Genomic DNA, 14469 nt, shown 5'->3' on the forward strand with positions numbered 1-14469 from the left:
GGTAGGATAACAGCAGGGGTCCCGGCCGCGGCCGGCCCCCGACGACACCAAACTGGGGGAACCATGTCACTGCTCGATGCCGAAAACAGACCCGTCACGGCGCCGGACCCTGTGACGGAAGCCCAGCCAGCGCGGTTCCCCGGCCGGCTTCCCGAGCGGGCTCCCGTCCCGCAGCTGCTTCGGCTCTCCACGGTCCTGGCCGTGGCCGCCGTGGTTTACCTGGTGTGGCACTGGCTCGGCGTCTGGGGCAAACAGGGCCTCGACTTCAGCGTCTACTGGTATGGAGGCACCATCCTCAACGAGGCGGGCCAGGCACCGTCAGACCTCTACCAGGGCAACGTTGACTGGGCAGGCGGCCCGCAGCTTCCCTTCACCTACCCGCCGTTCGCCGCCCTCCTCTTCAGCCTCCTGGCCCTGCTGCCCCAACACGCTGCCCTCATGCTCTTCAACGCCGCCGGCGCCATCGTGGCACTGTGGGTGGCCGTCCGCGGCGTCCGCTACTGGAATGCCACGGCGGACTGGCGCACCACCTTCCGCTCCCCGGGCAACCGCTGGGCCGCAGCCATACTGGTCCTCGCCGTGCTGAACCTTGGGCCGTGGCGCGAGACCCTGGCGTTCGGCCAGATCAACATCCTGCTGATGGGCCTGATGGCCGTGGATCTGCTGGCCCGCAACCCCCGCTGGACCCGGGGATTCCCCGGCAGCGGCTTCCTCGTGGGTGTCGCGGCCGGCATCAAACTGACGCCCCTGGTGTTCGGCCTCTACTTCCTCGTCCGCAGGGACTGGCGCGGGCTGCTGAACATGGGGGCAGGGTTCGCCAGCACCGTGCTGCTCGGCTGGCTCGTGCGGCCGGCCGAATCCCTGCAGTTCTGGCTTCAGATACTGCCGGACACCTCCCGGATCGGCGGCGCCGGCTACGTCGACAACCTCTCCCTCAAGGGCGCGCTGCTGCACTTCGGCGTCCCCGAAAGGTCCGTCACCGTTCCCTGGCTTGTGCTGAGCATGCTCGTGGTGGCGCTGGCTGCCGGAGTCATCAAAACCGCCAGCGATCAAGGTGCCCGCGTGGTTGCCATCTCGACGACGGCGCTAACTATGCTGCTGGTCAGCCCGGTTTCGTGGTCCCACCACTGGGTCTGGGTCGCGGCCGTCCTGCCGGCCTTCGCCTGGACCCTGCGCGAGATCCCGCACCGCTACCGCGGGATGCGGTGGCTCATGGGCGGGGTCCTGGGCGTGTCGGTGCTGGTGTTCCTGTTTTCGCCGAAGACCATCGGCACGGCCCTCGGCGCCGAAGACCTCAACATCCAGACCCCGGGGCTCTGGATCATGGCCTCCAGCGCCGGGGTGTTCTGCGCCCTGGCCATCATGGTGTGCTGGTTTGTGGTCCTCCGGCGCGGCTCCCTGACGACGGCGTGACCGTTCCGAGTGCGCACTTCCCGGCAATGTTTGCGCGGCATACACTGCCGGGAAGTGCCTACTCGGGGCTAGCGGAAGGCGGCCAGCCCTGTGATGTGCTGGCCGAGGACCAGGGTGTGGACTTCGTCGGTGCCCTCGTAGGTGCGGACCGACTCCAGGTTGGCGGCGTGCCGCAGCGGGGAATAGTCCAAGGTGATCCCGTTTCCGCCCAGGATGGTGCGGGCCTCGCGGGCAATCGCGATCGCCTCGCGCACGTTGTTGAGCTTGCCGAGCGAGATCTGTTCCGGCCGCAGCTTCCCGGCGTCCTTGAGCCGGCCCAGCTGCAGCGCAAGGAGGGTGCCCTTCTGGATCTCGAGCAGCATGTTCACGAGTTTCTCCTGCGTCAGCTGGTACCCGGCGAGGGGCTTGCCGAACTGCAGCCGCTCCTGCGAATACTTCAGCGCGGCCTCGTAGGAGTCCCGGGCCGCGCCCATCGCGCCCCATGCGATCCCGTACCGGGCCTCGTTGAGGCAGCTGAACGGGCCGCGCAGGCCGCGGGCTGCCGGGAGCAGGGCCTCAGGTCCCAGCCGGACGCCGTCGAACGTGACATCGCACTGGATGGAGGCGCGCATTGAGAGCTTCTGCCCGATCGGCGTCGCGGTGACCCCTGGGGTGCCGGCGGGGACAAGAAATCCGTGGACACCGTCGTCGGTCATCGCCCAGACCACCAGCACGTCCGCCACGGAGGCGAGCCCGATCCAGCGTTTGGTGCCGTCCAGGATCCAGCCGGCGCTGTCGCCGGAGCCGTCGCGGCGGGCGAAGGTCTTCATCGAGGCGGGGTCCGAGCCGGCGGTGGGTTCGGTCAGGGCGAAGCTGCCGATCAGTTCGCCGGCGGCCATCCGGGGGAGCCACTCCAGCTTCTGCTCCTCGGAGCCCCACTTGTGGATGGCCGTCATGGCCAGTGAGCCCTGCACGGAGACGAACGTGCGGATGCCGGAATCGCCGGCTTCCAGTTCCATCGCGGCCAGTCCGTATTCGACGGCGGAACGCCCCGGGCAGCCGTATCCCTCCAGATGCATGCCGAGGACGCCGAGTTCGCCCAGCTCGGGGGCCAGCTCCAGCGGGAAGACGCCGTCGTCGTACCAGCCTGCGATGCCTGGCCGGATCCGCTGGTCCGTGAAATCGCGGACCCGCTCCCGGACGGCCAGCTCGTCGGCGCTCAGCAGCGAATCGATCGCCAGGACATCGGACACATCTACTTCAGACCCGTTGGGGAAGCCAGCCTCGTTGCTCATTCCAGCATCCTACGGTCTTGTCCCGGCGCGGGCCCCGCCTTCCTGCCCAGTTACTTCCGGACCCGGTTGCGGATCCGGGCCGACTCGCCGGTGTCGCCAGCCACTTGCATGGTGCGCGGGAAAGTAACTGGGCAGGAGCGTCGCGCGGGGTTCGATGGCCTGGCTGCGGCGGGGGTCGGGGGTGGCGTGCGGGGGACATGTCCAGTCGGAGCGCCGCCCGCGGGGGCCGGGCCTACACTGGTGCCATGGACACCGCTTCTGTTCTCGCCGTCTGCCGCGTACACCAGTTGCTGAGCGACCCCGGAAATGTGGGCGTGACGGCGATCGACAAACGGCCCGTGGCGGGGCCGGTCAAGGTGCACAGGCTCGGACTGCACGGTGACATCCAGGCCAGCCGGGTTCACCACGGCGGCGAAGACCAGGCGCTCTACGCCTACTCCCAGGATGACGCCGACTACTGGGCCGCGGAACTCGGCCGCGACCTTCCGCCGGGGATCTTCGGTGAGAACCTGCGCGTCGCCGGCATCAGCGCCACCGACGCCATCATCGGCGAACGCTGGAAGATCGGACTCGACGTCGAAGTTGAGGTGACCTCGCCCCGCACCCCCTGCGCCACTTTCCAGCGCCGGATGCATGAGCAGCACTGGGTCAAGCGGTTCGGCGATGCCGGGCGGGTGGGAACGTATCTGCGCGTGGTGCGGGTCGGCAGCATCAAGGCGGGCGACCACATCCACCGGATCTTTGTCCCCACCCACGGGGTGACCATTGGCAAATGGTTCAGCGACCCCACGCTTGGGGACATAGAGGCCCTGCGGGACGCCGACGCCGACGGGCAAATCCGCCTCCAGCCCGAGTACCAGCAGGAGTTCGAGAAGCTGCAGCGCCGCGCGCTCTAACAGCGGCGCGCACGCGGCCCACCGGAGTCAGTCGCAACCGCCTCCGCCGCCGCCGTCACCGCTCCCGCAGTCGCTTCCGTCGCTTCCCCCGCCGCCGCCGCCGTCACCGCGCCAGCCGGATCCGCCGTCGCCGTGGCGCCTTCCCGGTCGGGTCTTCGGCGTGCGGGCGACCATAACGCCGAACAGCAGCACGCCGGTGGCATTTGGGACACCGCCCGATGCCAGAAATGCTGCCCGACGACTGCGGCCAAGGAGCCAGATGATGCCAAGGAAAAGGGCGAAGGACAACCCCAGGCCAACGAATATAGCCGCGGCGGTCCCTGAACCGGACTCTTCGGTGTTGAAAGCTCGGTTCAGCCTCCAGCCGAGAAATAGGCCGACGGGTACTGCGAAGCTCAGCCTGCGGATCAGCGCCCAGCGGAGCGTGGAGACCGGAACAGGAAGCTTTCTGAACCGGCGGCTGCGGATGGCCCTGCCGGTGCGCGGCGCAATTTTCGACCTTGTCATGGCCCACACCCTACGGCCTGCGATCCTGGACGCTGACCCGGATCCATGCGCCACTGGGCCTGAGGGAAAGTGGCAGGACCGCGTGAGCGTCTCGCGATGGAGGCGTCCGTTGAAACGCCGGATTGCTGTAGGCGCCTCGGGCCGTGGTCCGGCTCGGCGACTCCACCCGGCACCGTCGCCGAGGGACGCACTCGGGCTGGCGACGCGAATCAGCTTCCGCGACGCGCATCAGATTCCGCGACGCGCTTAAGAGAAAGCGCTAGGGGTATACCCGGTGCGCCAGCTTGTTTGCGCGTCATGGGCTAAGCGGGGCCGCTGTTCCGAAGACTTGATACAGACGACTCTGGTCTTCAAGGTTGTAGATGGCCCGATCATCCACCTGTTCCAGGAGACGTGCTTCCGCTCGGATGTGATGAAGTGGAGCGCCAGTACGTATGTCGATCATCTGGAGAAGTCCGTTGTGGAGGTACGTCCGGACGCTTTGCCCCCCGCCTAAGGGCGCTCCGGTCGGATCGAGGATTGTCTCCGACGTCCCGCCGCAAAGCCGGGCAGATGCCTGTGTGCGCAAGCTCACCGCCCTTACGGGTCCCCTGGTTACCCATGCGCGGATCCATGCCCTACAATTGAACTATCCCCCACTCCGGAAATCCCTTATTTCCTGCCCAATTCTTGAGGCAAGACTGGTAAGTGTTGGGGCCCGCGCAATTGCGATGCGGGCATTTTCATAGGGAGAGCCGGCTAAAGAAAACGCTGTACAGACTGCTGGGATAGCAGCCAAGAGATGCAGCGGGAAGTCCTGCCACGGGATTGCGAAAGCGCCGGGCTTCTATGTGACCGGCCGGTCAAAGTATGCCCGGCGATTTAGCGTCACGCGTACTGCGGCTCCGCTCACCTCGGGTTGTGCCGCTTGGCCCCTATGGATGAGGATATTTCACCTATGCCCGAAAATCAGAACAACTCCGTCGAAACCGAAAACATTCAGAGCGACGTCGAGACTTCTGAAACGGCTGCCCCCGCAGCCGGCTCCGCCCCGGTATTCACCGAGGCTCCTGCACACGTTGAGGTTCCGGCTGCTGCCGAGACCGCACCGCAGGCTGACACCCAGGCTGCACCGCAGGCTGACACCAAGACTGCCCCGGCCAAGGACGAGGACGAAGAAGAAGGCGTCAAGTTCGTCGACCTCGGCATCGACGGCCGTGTTCTCGCTGCCCTGCAGGACGTCGGCTACGAGAAGCCGTCCCCGATCCAGGCCGCAACCATCCCGTTGCTGCTTGAAGGCCGCGACGTCGTGGGCCTGGCCCAGACCGGCACCGGTAAGACTGCAGCATTCGCAGTACCGGCGCTGTCCCGCCTGGCCGAGCTCCACGACCTCAACGGCCCGTCCCGCAAGACCCAGGCCCTGGTGCTTGCTCCGACCCGTGAGCTCGCGCTCCAGGTCGCCGAGGCCTTCACCTCCTACGCCAAGCACATCGACGACTTCACCGTCCTCCCGGTGTACGGCGGCTCCGCCTACGGTCCCCAACTCGCCGGCCTGCGCCGCGGCGCCCAGGTTGTTGTCGGTACCCCCGGCCGCGTGATCGACCACATCGCCAAGGGCTCCCTTGACCTGTCCGAACTCCAGTACCTGGTACTGGACGAGGCTGACGAGATGCTCCGCATGGGCTTCGCCGAAGACGTTGAGCAGATCTTCCAGCAGACCCCCGAGGGCCGCCAGGTTGCACTGTTCTCCGCCACGATGCCGAGCCAGATCCGCCGGCTCTCCAAGCAGTACCTCAACAACCCGGCCGAGGTGCAGGTCAAGTCCAAGACCACCACGGGCGCCAACACCCGCCAGCGCTACCTGCAGGTCATGGGCCCGCACAAGCTCGACGCGCTGACCCGCATCCTCGAGGTTGAAGAGTTCGAGGGCGTCATCGCCTTCGTGCGCACCAAGATGGCGACCGAGGACCTGGCCGACAAGCTGCGTTCACGGGGCTTCCAGGCTGCCGCCATCAACGGCGACATTCCGCAGCAGCAGCGCGAGCGCACCGTTGAGGCCCTGCGCGACGGAAAGATCGACATCCTCGTCGCCACCGACGTCGCGGCCCGCGGCCTTGACGTCGAGCGCGTCAGCCACGTGGTCAACTACGACATCCCCCACGACACCGAGTCCTACGTGCACCGCATCGGCCGCACCGGCCGTGCAGGCCGTTCCGGTGACGCGATCCTCTTCATGACGCCGCGGGAGAAGTACCTGCTGCGTTCCATCGAGAAGGCGACCCGCCAGCCGGTCGAGCAGATGCACCTGCCGACCGCGGAGTCGGTCAACACCCTGCGCCTGGGCAAGTTTGCCGAGAAGATCACGGAGACGCTTGCGTCCGAGGACGTGGCCGCATTCCGCGACCTAATCTCCTCCTACGAAGAAGAGCACAACGTTCCGGCGTCGGAGATCGCTGCTGCACTGGCCGTCATGGCCCAGGGCGGCCAGCCGCTCCTGGTCAAGGAACTGCCTGCCGCTCCTGAGTTCCAGAAGCGCGAGCGGTCCAAGGACGGCTTCGGCTCACGCGGCCCGACCCGCACCCTGACCGAGGGCAATGCCACCTACCGGATCGCCGTCGGACGCCGTCAGCGCGTTATGCCGGGTTCCATCGTTGGCGCCATTGCCAACGAAGGCGGCATCTCCTCGGCCCAGATCGGCGGCATTGACATCCGTGCGGACCACTCCCTCGTGGAGCTCCCGGCGGACCTCAGCGCCGACCAGCTGAAGGCGCTGTCCCGCACCCGCATCGGCGGCGAGCTGATCCACCTCGAGCTGGACAACGGCCGTTCGCCCGCGAGCGACCGTGGCGGCTACCAGGGCGGCAGCCGCGGCGGTGACCGTGGCGGTTACTCCGGCGGCGGCGACCGTGGCGGCAACTTCAAGGGCAACGGCGGCTTCAAGCGCGAATTCCGCAAGACCGACGGCGAGCGGTCCTCCGCTGACCGTGGCGGACGCTCCTTCAGCGACCGCAACGAGCGTGGCGTCGGCACCGACGCGGCCCGCAAGCCGCGCACCGAGGGCGGCTTCAAGCCCCGCACCAAGTGGTAACCAGCAGCTGCTGAGCACCGATTGACCCTGAGAACGGGCCGGCTCTTGAGCCGGCCCGTTCTTCGTTAAGTTCCCTTGGTCACATGCGGGCGTCCGGTGCTGACGCGGGTCGCTGTCTGGCTGGCCGCGGGGTCCCATCCACCCCGGATTTCCGCCGGTTTTGACGCTTTCAGGGCCGCCCCGACATCGATTTGTTGGGAGGGGAATCTTCCGGTAGAGTATTTACTCGTTGCCCCCCTAGCTCAGTGGTAGAGCGCGTTCTTGGTAAGAACGAGGTCACCGGATCGATTCCGGTGGGGGGCTCTGAATGAGGGCCTGTGTCAAGGCGGTTTTTGACCGGCTTAGCGCAGGTTTTCCTCATTTATGGCGGCGTAGCTCAGTTGGTTAGAGCGCACGACTCATAATCGTGAGGTCGGGAGATCGAGCCTCCCCGCCGCTACAGAAAGACCCTGCAGGCCACGGCCGCAGGGTCCTTTTGTTTTAACAACTTTGCGCTATCACTCTTGGTGGGGTTAGCGGCCAAAATGTGTGTATGGCTTGGGCGTGTCACCGGTTTCTTCCGCCCCATCCTTGCTGGATTCCGTTGCCGTCTTCGAAGCTGAAGGCTGTGTCGTAGAGGGCCGGTTGGATGGGCTCCTCCACCTCCTTTGACTCCTTCTTTTGGGGTTGCCAGTGGTGTGGTTTCACGAGGTCCCAAGGGTCCTGGGGTGATTCAGTGTGCTGGTAGAGGTACCAGTCGACGGCGCGTGTGGCGTGGTCTTCGCTGAGGCCGCGGTGGTTCCGCAGAAGGTCTTTGAGGCCTGCGTTGATTCCTCCCTCCAGCGGGCTGGTCGTCCGGGCGATCTGCTGGCCTTCGGTAGCGCTGGTAAGCCAGGTGAAGAGGTGCCCTGCCTTGATGGCAGCGGCCAGGCTTCCCCGTGCCCGGCGCAGGCCCAGATGTGTGTACCACCAGGTCTGTGCCGGTCCGATGTGTGAGGGCCTGGCGCCGGTTTTCTTCGCGTAGGTCCGGTGCTTGAGGAAGCTCTCCCAGCGGGCCTCCCAGGAAGCGAACGCACCGGACCAGGCGGCGGCCTGGTCAAGGTCCGTGACGTGGGTGAGTGCCTTGGCCAGGGCTAGTAGTTCCTTACCGGCATCGAGCTTCGGACGCATCGTCAGATGCGTGCGGATGTTCTGCCGGATATGGAACAGGCACCGTTGAACGTTCGTTTCCGGCCAGTGTTCCCTCAAGGCGCTCTCCAGGCCCTTGTGGCCGTCCACGACGGCCACCGCCGGGGCCGGGATCTGCCGCAGAAGCGCAGCCCACGAGGCGTGCTTTTCCCGGTCACACCACTGCCACGCGATGACGTGCTCGCCGGTGTAAGCGACCAGGACGCACCAGCCGTTGAAGTAGGTGCCATCGAGCATGATCACCGGGTGTATTTCCCCGGTCCGCGCGGCCGCCGGGGCGACATTCCAGCACCAGGCACTCCGGCGCCTGAAGGTCCTCTCCGAGCCGGCGTGGGCGCCTTGCCGCTGCTTCCCCGTGATCCAGGAAATGAAGGCCGTGAACTCTGCCCTCTTCGTGACATCAACCCGGGATTGAGTACTCGAAGCACCACACGACCTACACCGCCATCTCGTCCGCCCGGCACTGGTCGAACCGTTCTTCACAAGCTTCTGAGCACATACACCACACCGGGGCTGATTTGATCGAACCGTCACTCCACATGCTTTCAAAGCATGTGGACACCCCTACAACCCGCGCGAACACTGGCAACCAAGCCAATCTCATACACACATTTTGGCCGCTAACCCTCTTGGTGCTTAAACGGGGGGTTTGGCTGCTAAATCTGCCAGCGCAACGGTGGCAGGTGCGGGGTTGTGGGACAGAATGGGTCCATGACGCGAATCGCAATCATTGGCGGCCACGGCAAAGTGGCTCTGGAACTGTCCCGCATCCTCTCCGAAGAGGGAACAGACGTTACGTCCTTTATCCGCAACCCGGACCACGGGACAGACGTCGCGGCAACGGGCGCCACTCCTGTTGTCCTGGACGTTGAACATTCGACGACCGCGGAGATCGCCGAGGCGCTGCGGAACCACGACGCCGTGGTCTGGTCGGCCGGCGCCGGCGGGGGAAGCCCCGAGCGGACCTACGCGGTGGACCGGGACGCCGCCATCCGGTCGATGGATGCGGCCGCGGCGGCCGGCGTCGGGCGGTACGTCATGGTGTCCTACCTTGGCGCCGGACCGGACCACGGCATCCCCGAGGACAGCAGCTTCTTCGCGTATGCGGAGGCCAAGGCCGCCGCGGACTCCTACCTGCGCGGAACGGACCTGCACTGGACCATCCTGGGACCTGGAGCGCTCACCGACGGGCCCGGCAATGGCCTGATCGACGTCAACCCAGCCGACGACTCCGGAGGCCGGGAAACAGCCCGTGCCAACGTGGCACTCGTCGCCGCGGCAGTACTGGGCCTGCCCTCAACCGCCGGGCGCACCATCGAATTCCGGGACGGCGACCTGCCCATCGCGGCCGCCCTGGAACCCGTGAGCTAGCCAGCCCAGCAGGCCGCTGACCGCCTGGCAGGGCCGTTCACCATGGGCCGATAAAGTGGTGGGGGCGACCCGCTCATCCGACGCAGCGGGTTGACCCGAAGCACTCCCGGGGAAGTGGGCCTATGGACCAGTTGGCAATCATCATCGGACTCCTGCTGGCCACTGTGGTGGCCGTCGGCGTCGGGGACCGGCTGCGGCTGCCGTTTCCGGTCCTCATGCTGATCCTGGCGGCCTCGCTGACCTTCATTCCTGGATTTCCGGACATCGCCATCTCACCGGACCTGATCCTGCCCATCTTCCTGCCGCCATTGCTCTTTGCCACGGCCCAACGCAGTTCGTGGGCCGTGTTCAGGGTCCGTTGGCGTACGCTGCTGATGCTCGCGGTGGCCCTCGTGGTGGTTTCGACCGCGGTGGTGGCAGGAGCGGCCTGGCTCCTGATCCCGGGCATCGGAATTCCCGCGGCGATCGCCCTGGGCGCGATGGTGGCCCCGCCGGATCCGGTGGCCGTGGAGTCCATTGCGGGTCGGGTGCACATGCCCCGGCGGCTCATCACGGTGCTGCAAAGCGAGGGCCTCTTCAACGACGCCGCCGCCATCGTCATCTTCCAGGCTGCTGTCGCCGCGACCGTGTCCGGCACTGAAGTCTCTGCCGACGTCGTCCTGCAGTTTGTGCAAGGCGCGGTGATCGCGGTGGCGGTGGGAATCGGCATGGGCTGGCTCACCAGCCTCATCACCAGGCTGGTGCAGGCTATGGTTGCCCGCAGCGCCGTCACCCTCGTGGTGCCGTTCGCGGCCTACATCCTGGCCGAGGAGGTGCACGCCTCGGGTGTGATTGCTGTTGTCGTCACGGCCTTGGAGATTCAGCGCCACGCCAGGCCGCAGGACGCCGCCGAGCGGGTGACCCGCACCGCCTTCTGGGACGTGGTGGAGCTGTTGGTCACGGGTCTGGCGTTCGGCCTGGTGGGGCTGGAAGTTCGGCAGGTCATCCGCGACGAAGGCAACGGAATTGTCGGCATGATCGGCAACGCCGTGGTGGTGTGCGTGCTGGTGTTTGCTGTCCGGTTCGCGTGGCTGGCGATGATGTCCGTCCTGGCGCGCAGCACAAAGGATTCCCTGCGGCCCAACTCCGCCAAGGAAGTCCTCATCCTTACCTGGTGCGGCATGCGGGGGCTCGCCACCCTGGCGCTCGCTCTGGCGCTTCCGCTTACCCTGGCCGACGGGAGTCCGTTCCCGGCCCGAAGCCAGCTCATCGTCATCGCCTGCGCGGTCCTGCTGGCCACCCTGGTGCTGCCGGGGCTGACGCTGCCGTGGCTGATGCGGATACTGAAGGCTTCCGGCGACGGTTCGGAAGAGCGCGACGCCGCGCGGGTTCTCGCCGGGCGGGCACAGGAGGCGGCCATCGCGGCGCTGAAGGCGCACGAGCTGATGAAAGAGCTGCCGGCGGAGAAGGTGGCGCTGGTCAAGGAGAAAATGACCCGGCTGCATGCCGAACTGCTCGATGGCAGCATCCGCAACGAAAGCGTTGGGGAGATGCGCAAGCGCGGACGCGAGCTGGCGATTGCCGTGCAGACGATCGCGCTCGATGCGGCCCGCCAGGAACTCGTCGCGGCCCGCAACGAGCCCGGTGTGGACCCCGAGGTCGCGGACCGGGTCCTCCGGCAGCTGGACCTGCGCACCATGATCATGCCGGAGTAGCCCGCCGGGGTGACCGCTGTCCCTACGGCCCAGCTCAAGCTCCAGGGCATTGGTCTCGACCCGCGGTACGGGTAACCGCCGAAGCAGGGCAACCCAGGCGGCCTGTGCCTGACGCAGGCTTCGGACGTGCACCCGGATACTGCTCACTGTGAGTTAACAGTTTGCGTGGGAGGCCCTGCGCACAACGAGGTTCAATAGGCGGCCGTGGTGCATCCGAGCAGGCTGTTGCCGTAGGACATGGGGCTGACAGCGATCCCGTAGGAGCAGATCCGGTAAGTGCCGGGCTTGGTGATGGGAAGCGAGGCTGTGAATCCGTGGTTGCCGGTGACGCCGAGGTACTGGTTGACGTCGGGGCGCGGGTTGTCGGCGGTGAACGGGTAGCCGAGGGTGGTGCCGTCGGGGTACGTCACGTAGATGTGGGCGGGGATTGAAGCGGAGGGTGTTCCCTTGTCCACTGTCCATCCGGACACCCGCAGCTCGGTCCCGTTTGCGGTCTTGTTGACACTGACGCCGTCCTGGAAGCCGACCGGAGCCGGTGCTACAACGACTTCCTTCGTGGTGCATCCGAGCAGGCTGTTGCCGTAGGACATGGGGCTGACAGCGATCCCGTAGGAGCAGATCCGGTAAGTGCCGGGCTTGGTGATGGGAAGCGAGGCTGTGAATCCGTGGTTGCCGGTGACGCCGAGGTACTGGTTGACGTCGGGGCGCGGGTTGTCGGCGGTGAACGGGTAGCCGAGGTTTGTGCCGTCGGGGTAGGTCACGTAGACGTGGGCCGGGATGGACGCGGAGGGCGTTCCCTTGTCCACGGTCCAGCCCGACACCCGCAGCTCGGTCCCGTTTGCGGTCTTGTTGACACTGACGCCGTCCTGGAAACCGACCGGAGCCGGTGCTACAACGACTTCCTTCGTGGTGCATCCCAGCAGGCTGTTGCCGTAGGACATGTGGCTGACGGCGATACCGTAGGAGCAGATCCGGTAAGTGCCGGGCTTGGTGATGGGAAGCGAGGCTGTGAATCCGTGGTTGCCGGTGACGCCGAGGTACTGGTTGACGTCGGGGCGCGGGTTGTCGGCGGTGAACGGGTAGCCGAGGTTTGTGCCGTCGGGGTACGTCACGTAGACGTGGGCCGGGATGGACGCGGAGGGCGTTCCCTTGTCCACGGTCCAGCCCGACACCCGCAGCTCGGTCCCGTTTGCGGTCTTGTTGACACTGACGCCGTCCTGGAAACCGACCGGAGCCGGTGCTCCCGGGACGTCGATGTCCTTGCATCCGAGCAGGCTGTTGCCGTAGGACATGGGGCTGACAGCGATCCCGTAGGAGCAGATCCGGTAAGTGCCGGGCTTGGTGATGGGAAGCGAGGCTGTGAATCCGTGGTTGCCGGTGACGCCGAGGTACTGGTTGACGTCGGGGCGCGGGTTGTCGGCGGTGAACGGGTAGCCGAGGTTTGTGCCGTCGGGGTAGGTCACGTAGACGTGGGCCGGGATGGACGCGGAGGGCGTTCCCTTGTCCACGGTCCAGCCGGACACGGTCAGTGCAGCCCCGTTTGCTGTTTTGCTGACAGTGACGCCGTCCTGGAAACCGACCGGAGCCGGTGCTCCCGGGACCTCGATGTCCTTGCAGCCGATTTGTGGGCTGGCGTAAATACCGATGGCATAAACACAGACACCGTACGATCCCGGTGCGTTCACCCCGAATGTCTGGTCGAATCCATGGTTCTGTCCCAGACCGTACGTCGATTGGACGTCCGGGCGGGCACCCGCGGCGAGCACCGCGTAGCCTACTCGAGCCCCGCTGGGGGAAGTGATGTAAACGTGTGCCTCGGTGGACTTTGCGGGCTCGGCCCTGTCGACGGCCCAGCCTGTCACCCGCAGCGAGGTCTTGCCGTCCGCGAGGACCATGTCCAGGCTGTCAAAGTTGCCGGTGGGAACCGGAATCGCGTTGACCGTGACGCCTGCCGCCGAGTCCGAAACCCAGTCGATGGATACGCGCGTGCCTGCATGGGTGGTGAACGTCTGGCCTGCTTGCCATGCTTGGTTGTAGCTGTAATAGCCGTTAAACGTCGTGGTACTTGGCTGCAGGGCGAGGGAGCCTGCGCCGAATGATTGGACTATTTTGACTCCGCGGTTGCCGCCAAGGGCCGTCGCCGCATCATTGCCCACAGGCAGCCGCAACTCAAGATAATACACCTCGCCGCTAACGGGATCGGAAAACTTAACCGCGCGGTTGTCGTCCGCGCTTCCCCAGGCCTTCAACTGGTAGGAGTTCCTCCCTACCGCCTTCCCCAGGTCCCTGACTTCGGTGCCGGCCCCGAATCCGCCAAATTCGTAGATAGGGGAACTGACCACCGGCTGGCTGGTCTGAGAGACGCCCATCAGGTCAAGGTTGTCCTTGTATTCCTCGATGCTGCACGTGCCGTTGGCGAACGATCCGTCGGCGTTGCTGGCAGTGTCCACGGCTCCGTCCGCACAGCGGAGGCGGTTGGCGTGCATCAGACCGAGGACGTGGCCGAATTCGTGAGTCAGTACGCTCTTGGTCAGTGTTGCCGGGAGCGGCATGAGGACACGTCCGCTGGTTCCGTTGTAGCTCCAGCCCGCGCCGAACGCCCCATCGGACAACGTGGGAGTCGACACGAAAACCACAAGTGACGTGTAAGAACTGGGGACCCAGCCGATTTCGGCCGCGATCGTGTTCATCATTGATGAATAACTCTGTGTGGAGGTTGCCTTGCTCGACCTGTTTTCGACACTGGCGACGCTCATGGACAGCCTGCCATTCGACATGGCCTGCCAGTAGTTGCTGCTGGTCGTGATAGCCGCCCGGGCGTCCGCTTCCGGGATGGTCGCTTGCCGGTCGGCCAGCTGGACCATCACCAGCTTGACCTTGATGTCACCGCTCCGAGCAAGGGAGTATGCCTCGGTGGTCGTGTGGGGCGATTCAGCGCCCTTTCTTTCCTGCGTTGCAGTGATATTGAGCGACTCACTGGTTGCGGGATTGCTGCCACCGATGACTTCCGTGAAGAGGGGCTCCGGAGATACCAGAGTCCCTGACTCGACCGTTGCCAGGGAATCCGTGGCTGCAGTCGG

At 65.9% G+C, this 14469-nt stretch carries 9 protein-coding genes and 2 tRNA genes; 7 read left to right on the forward strand and 4 right to left on the reverse strand.

Annotated features, from left to right (window positions below):
- Positions 1–63: 63 nt before the first annotated feature.
- Positions 64–1413, forward strand: a complete 1350-nt coding sequence (locus GXK59_RS02680; RefSeq protein WP_160664181.1) for a glycosyltransferase 87 family protein — start codon at positions 64–66, stop codon at positions 1411–1413.
- A gap of 68 nt (positions 1414–1481) precedes the next feature.
- On the opposite strand, the gene GXK59_RS02685 is transcribed toward GXK59_RS02680, so the two are convergent.
- Positions 1482–2687 carry an acyl-CoA dehydrogenase family protein gene (locus GXK59_RS02685; protein ID WP_160664183.1) on the reverse strand — a complete coding sequence of 402 codons (1206 nt, stop codon included), beginning with the start codon at positions 2685–2687 and terminating at the stop codon, positions 1482–1484.
- 245 nt (positions 2688–2932) lie between these two features.
- Here GXK59_RS02685 and GXK59_RS02690 point away from each other — a divergent pair, with 245 nt between their 5' ends.
- Positions 2933–3583: an MOSC domain-containing protein gene (locus GXK59_RS02690; RefSeq protein ID WP_160664185.1), complete on the forward strand. Its 651-nt coding sequence runs from the start codon at positions 2933–2935 to the stop codon at positions 3581–3583.
- A gap of 27 nt (positions 3584–3610) precedes the next feature.
- Here the strand turns inward: GXK59_RS02690 and GXK59_RS02695 are convergent, their stop codons facing one another.
- Complete coding sequence (locus GXK59_RS02695) at positions 3611–4090, reverse strand: hypothetical protein (protein ID WP_160664187.1); 480 nt, start codon at positions 4088–4090, stop codon at positions 3611–3613.
- A 937-nt stretch (positions 4091–5027) separates the two neighbouring features.
- On the opposite strand from GXK59_RS02695, the gene GXK59_RS02700 reads away from it, so the two are divergent.
- From GXK59_RS02700 to GXK59_RS02710, 3 genes are all read left to right on the forward strand, one after another.
- Positions 5028–7157 carry a DEAD/DEAH box helicase gene (locus tag GXK59_RS02700; protein WP_160664189.1) on the forward strand — a complete coding sequence of 710 codons (2130 nt, stop codon included), beginning with the start codon at positions 5028–5030 and terminating at the stop codon, positions 7155–7157.
- Positions 7158–7388: 231 nt separating this feature from the next.
- Positions 7389–7460: transfer RNA gene (locus GXK59_RS02705), tRNA-Thr, on the forward strand.
- A gap of 62 nt (positions 7461–7522) precedes the next feature.
- Positions 7523–7596, forward strand: a tRNA-Met gene (locus GXK59_RS02710).
- A 107-nt stretch (positions 7597–7703) separates the two neighbouring features.
- Here the strand turns inward: GXK59_RS02710 and GXK59_RS02715 are convergent.
- Positions 7704–8858 (reverse strand): IS1249 family transposase, encoded by a 1155-nt coding sequence (locus GXK59_RS02715; RefSeq protein WP_160664191.1) that lies wholly within the window; start codon positions 8856–8858, stop codon positions 7704–7706.
- 177 nt (positions 8859–9035) lie between these two features.
- On the opposite strand from GXK59_RS02715, the gene GXK59_RS02720 reads away from it, so the two are divergent.
- Both GXK59_RS02720 and GXK59_RS02725 read left to right on the forward strand, forming a co-directional pair.
- Entirely contained in the window at positions 9036–9695 is a 660-nt protein-coding gene (locus GXK59_RS02720; protein WP_160664193.1) for an NAD(P)H-binding protein, read from the forward strand.
- A gap of 122 nt (positions 9696–9817) precedes the next feature.
- Positions 9818–11389, forward strand: a complete 1572-nt coding sequence (locus GXK59_RS02725) for a Na+/H+ antiporter (protein WP_160664195.1) — start codon at positions 9818–9820, stop codon at positions 11387–11389.
- Between the two features lie 191 nt (positions 11390–11580).
- Here GXK59_RS02725 and GXK59_RS02730 read toward each other — a convergent pair whose 3' ends face one another.
- Positions 11581–14253 carry a M43 family zinc metalloprotease gene (locus tag GXK59_RS02730; RefSeq protein ID WP_237393961.1) on the reverse strand — a complete coding sequence of 891 codons (2673 nt, stop codon included), beginning with the start codon at positions 14251–14253 and terminating at the stop codon, positions 11581–11583.
- Positions 14254–14469 lie beyond the last annotated feature (216 nt).

This window comes from Pseudarthrobacter sp. ATCC 49987, assembly GCF_009928425.1.
Taxonomy (GTDB): Bacteria; Actinomycetota; Actinomycetes; order Actinomycetales; family Micrococcaceae; genus Arthrobacter.

Bases quoted from the DNA above. Each gene is read 5' to 3' on its own strand.
- GXK59_RS02720 (WP_160664193.1), top strand. From the start codon at position 9,036: ATGACGCGAATCGCAATCATTGGCGGCCACGGCAAAGTGGCTCTGGAA.
- GXK59_RS02680 (WP_160664181.1), top strand. From the start codon at position 64: ATGTCACTGCTCGATGCCGAAAACAGACCCGTCACGGCGCCGGACCCT.
- GXK59_RS02690 (WP_160664185.1), top strand. From the start codon at position 2,933: ATGGACACCGCTTCTGTTCTCGCCGTCTGCCGCGTACACCAGTTGCTG.
- GXK59_RS02700 (WP_160664189.1), top strand. From the start codon at position 5,028: ATGCCCGAAAATCAGAACAACTCCGTCGAAACCGAAAACATTCAGAGC.
- GXK59_RS02695 (WP_160664187.1), bottom strand. From the start codon at position 4,090: ATGACAAGGTCGAAAATTGCGCCGCGCACCGGCAGGGCCATCCGCAGC.
- GXK59_RS02725 (WP_160664195.1), top strand. From the start codon at position 9,818: ATGGACCAGTTGGCAATCATCATCGGACTCCTGCTGGCCACTGTGGTG.
- GXK59_RS02685 (WP_160664183.1), bottom strand. From the start codon at position 2,687: ATGAGCAACGAGGCTGGCTTCCCCAACGGGTCTGAAGTAGATGTGTCC.
- GXK59_RS02730 (WP_237393961.1), bottom strand. From the start codon at position 14,253: ATGGTCCAGCTGGCCGACCGGCAAGCGACCATCCCGGAAGCGGACGCC.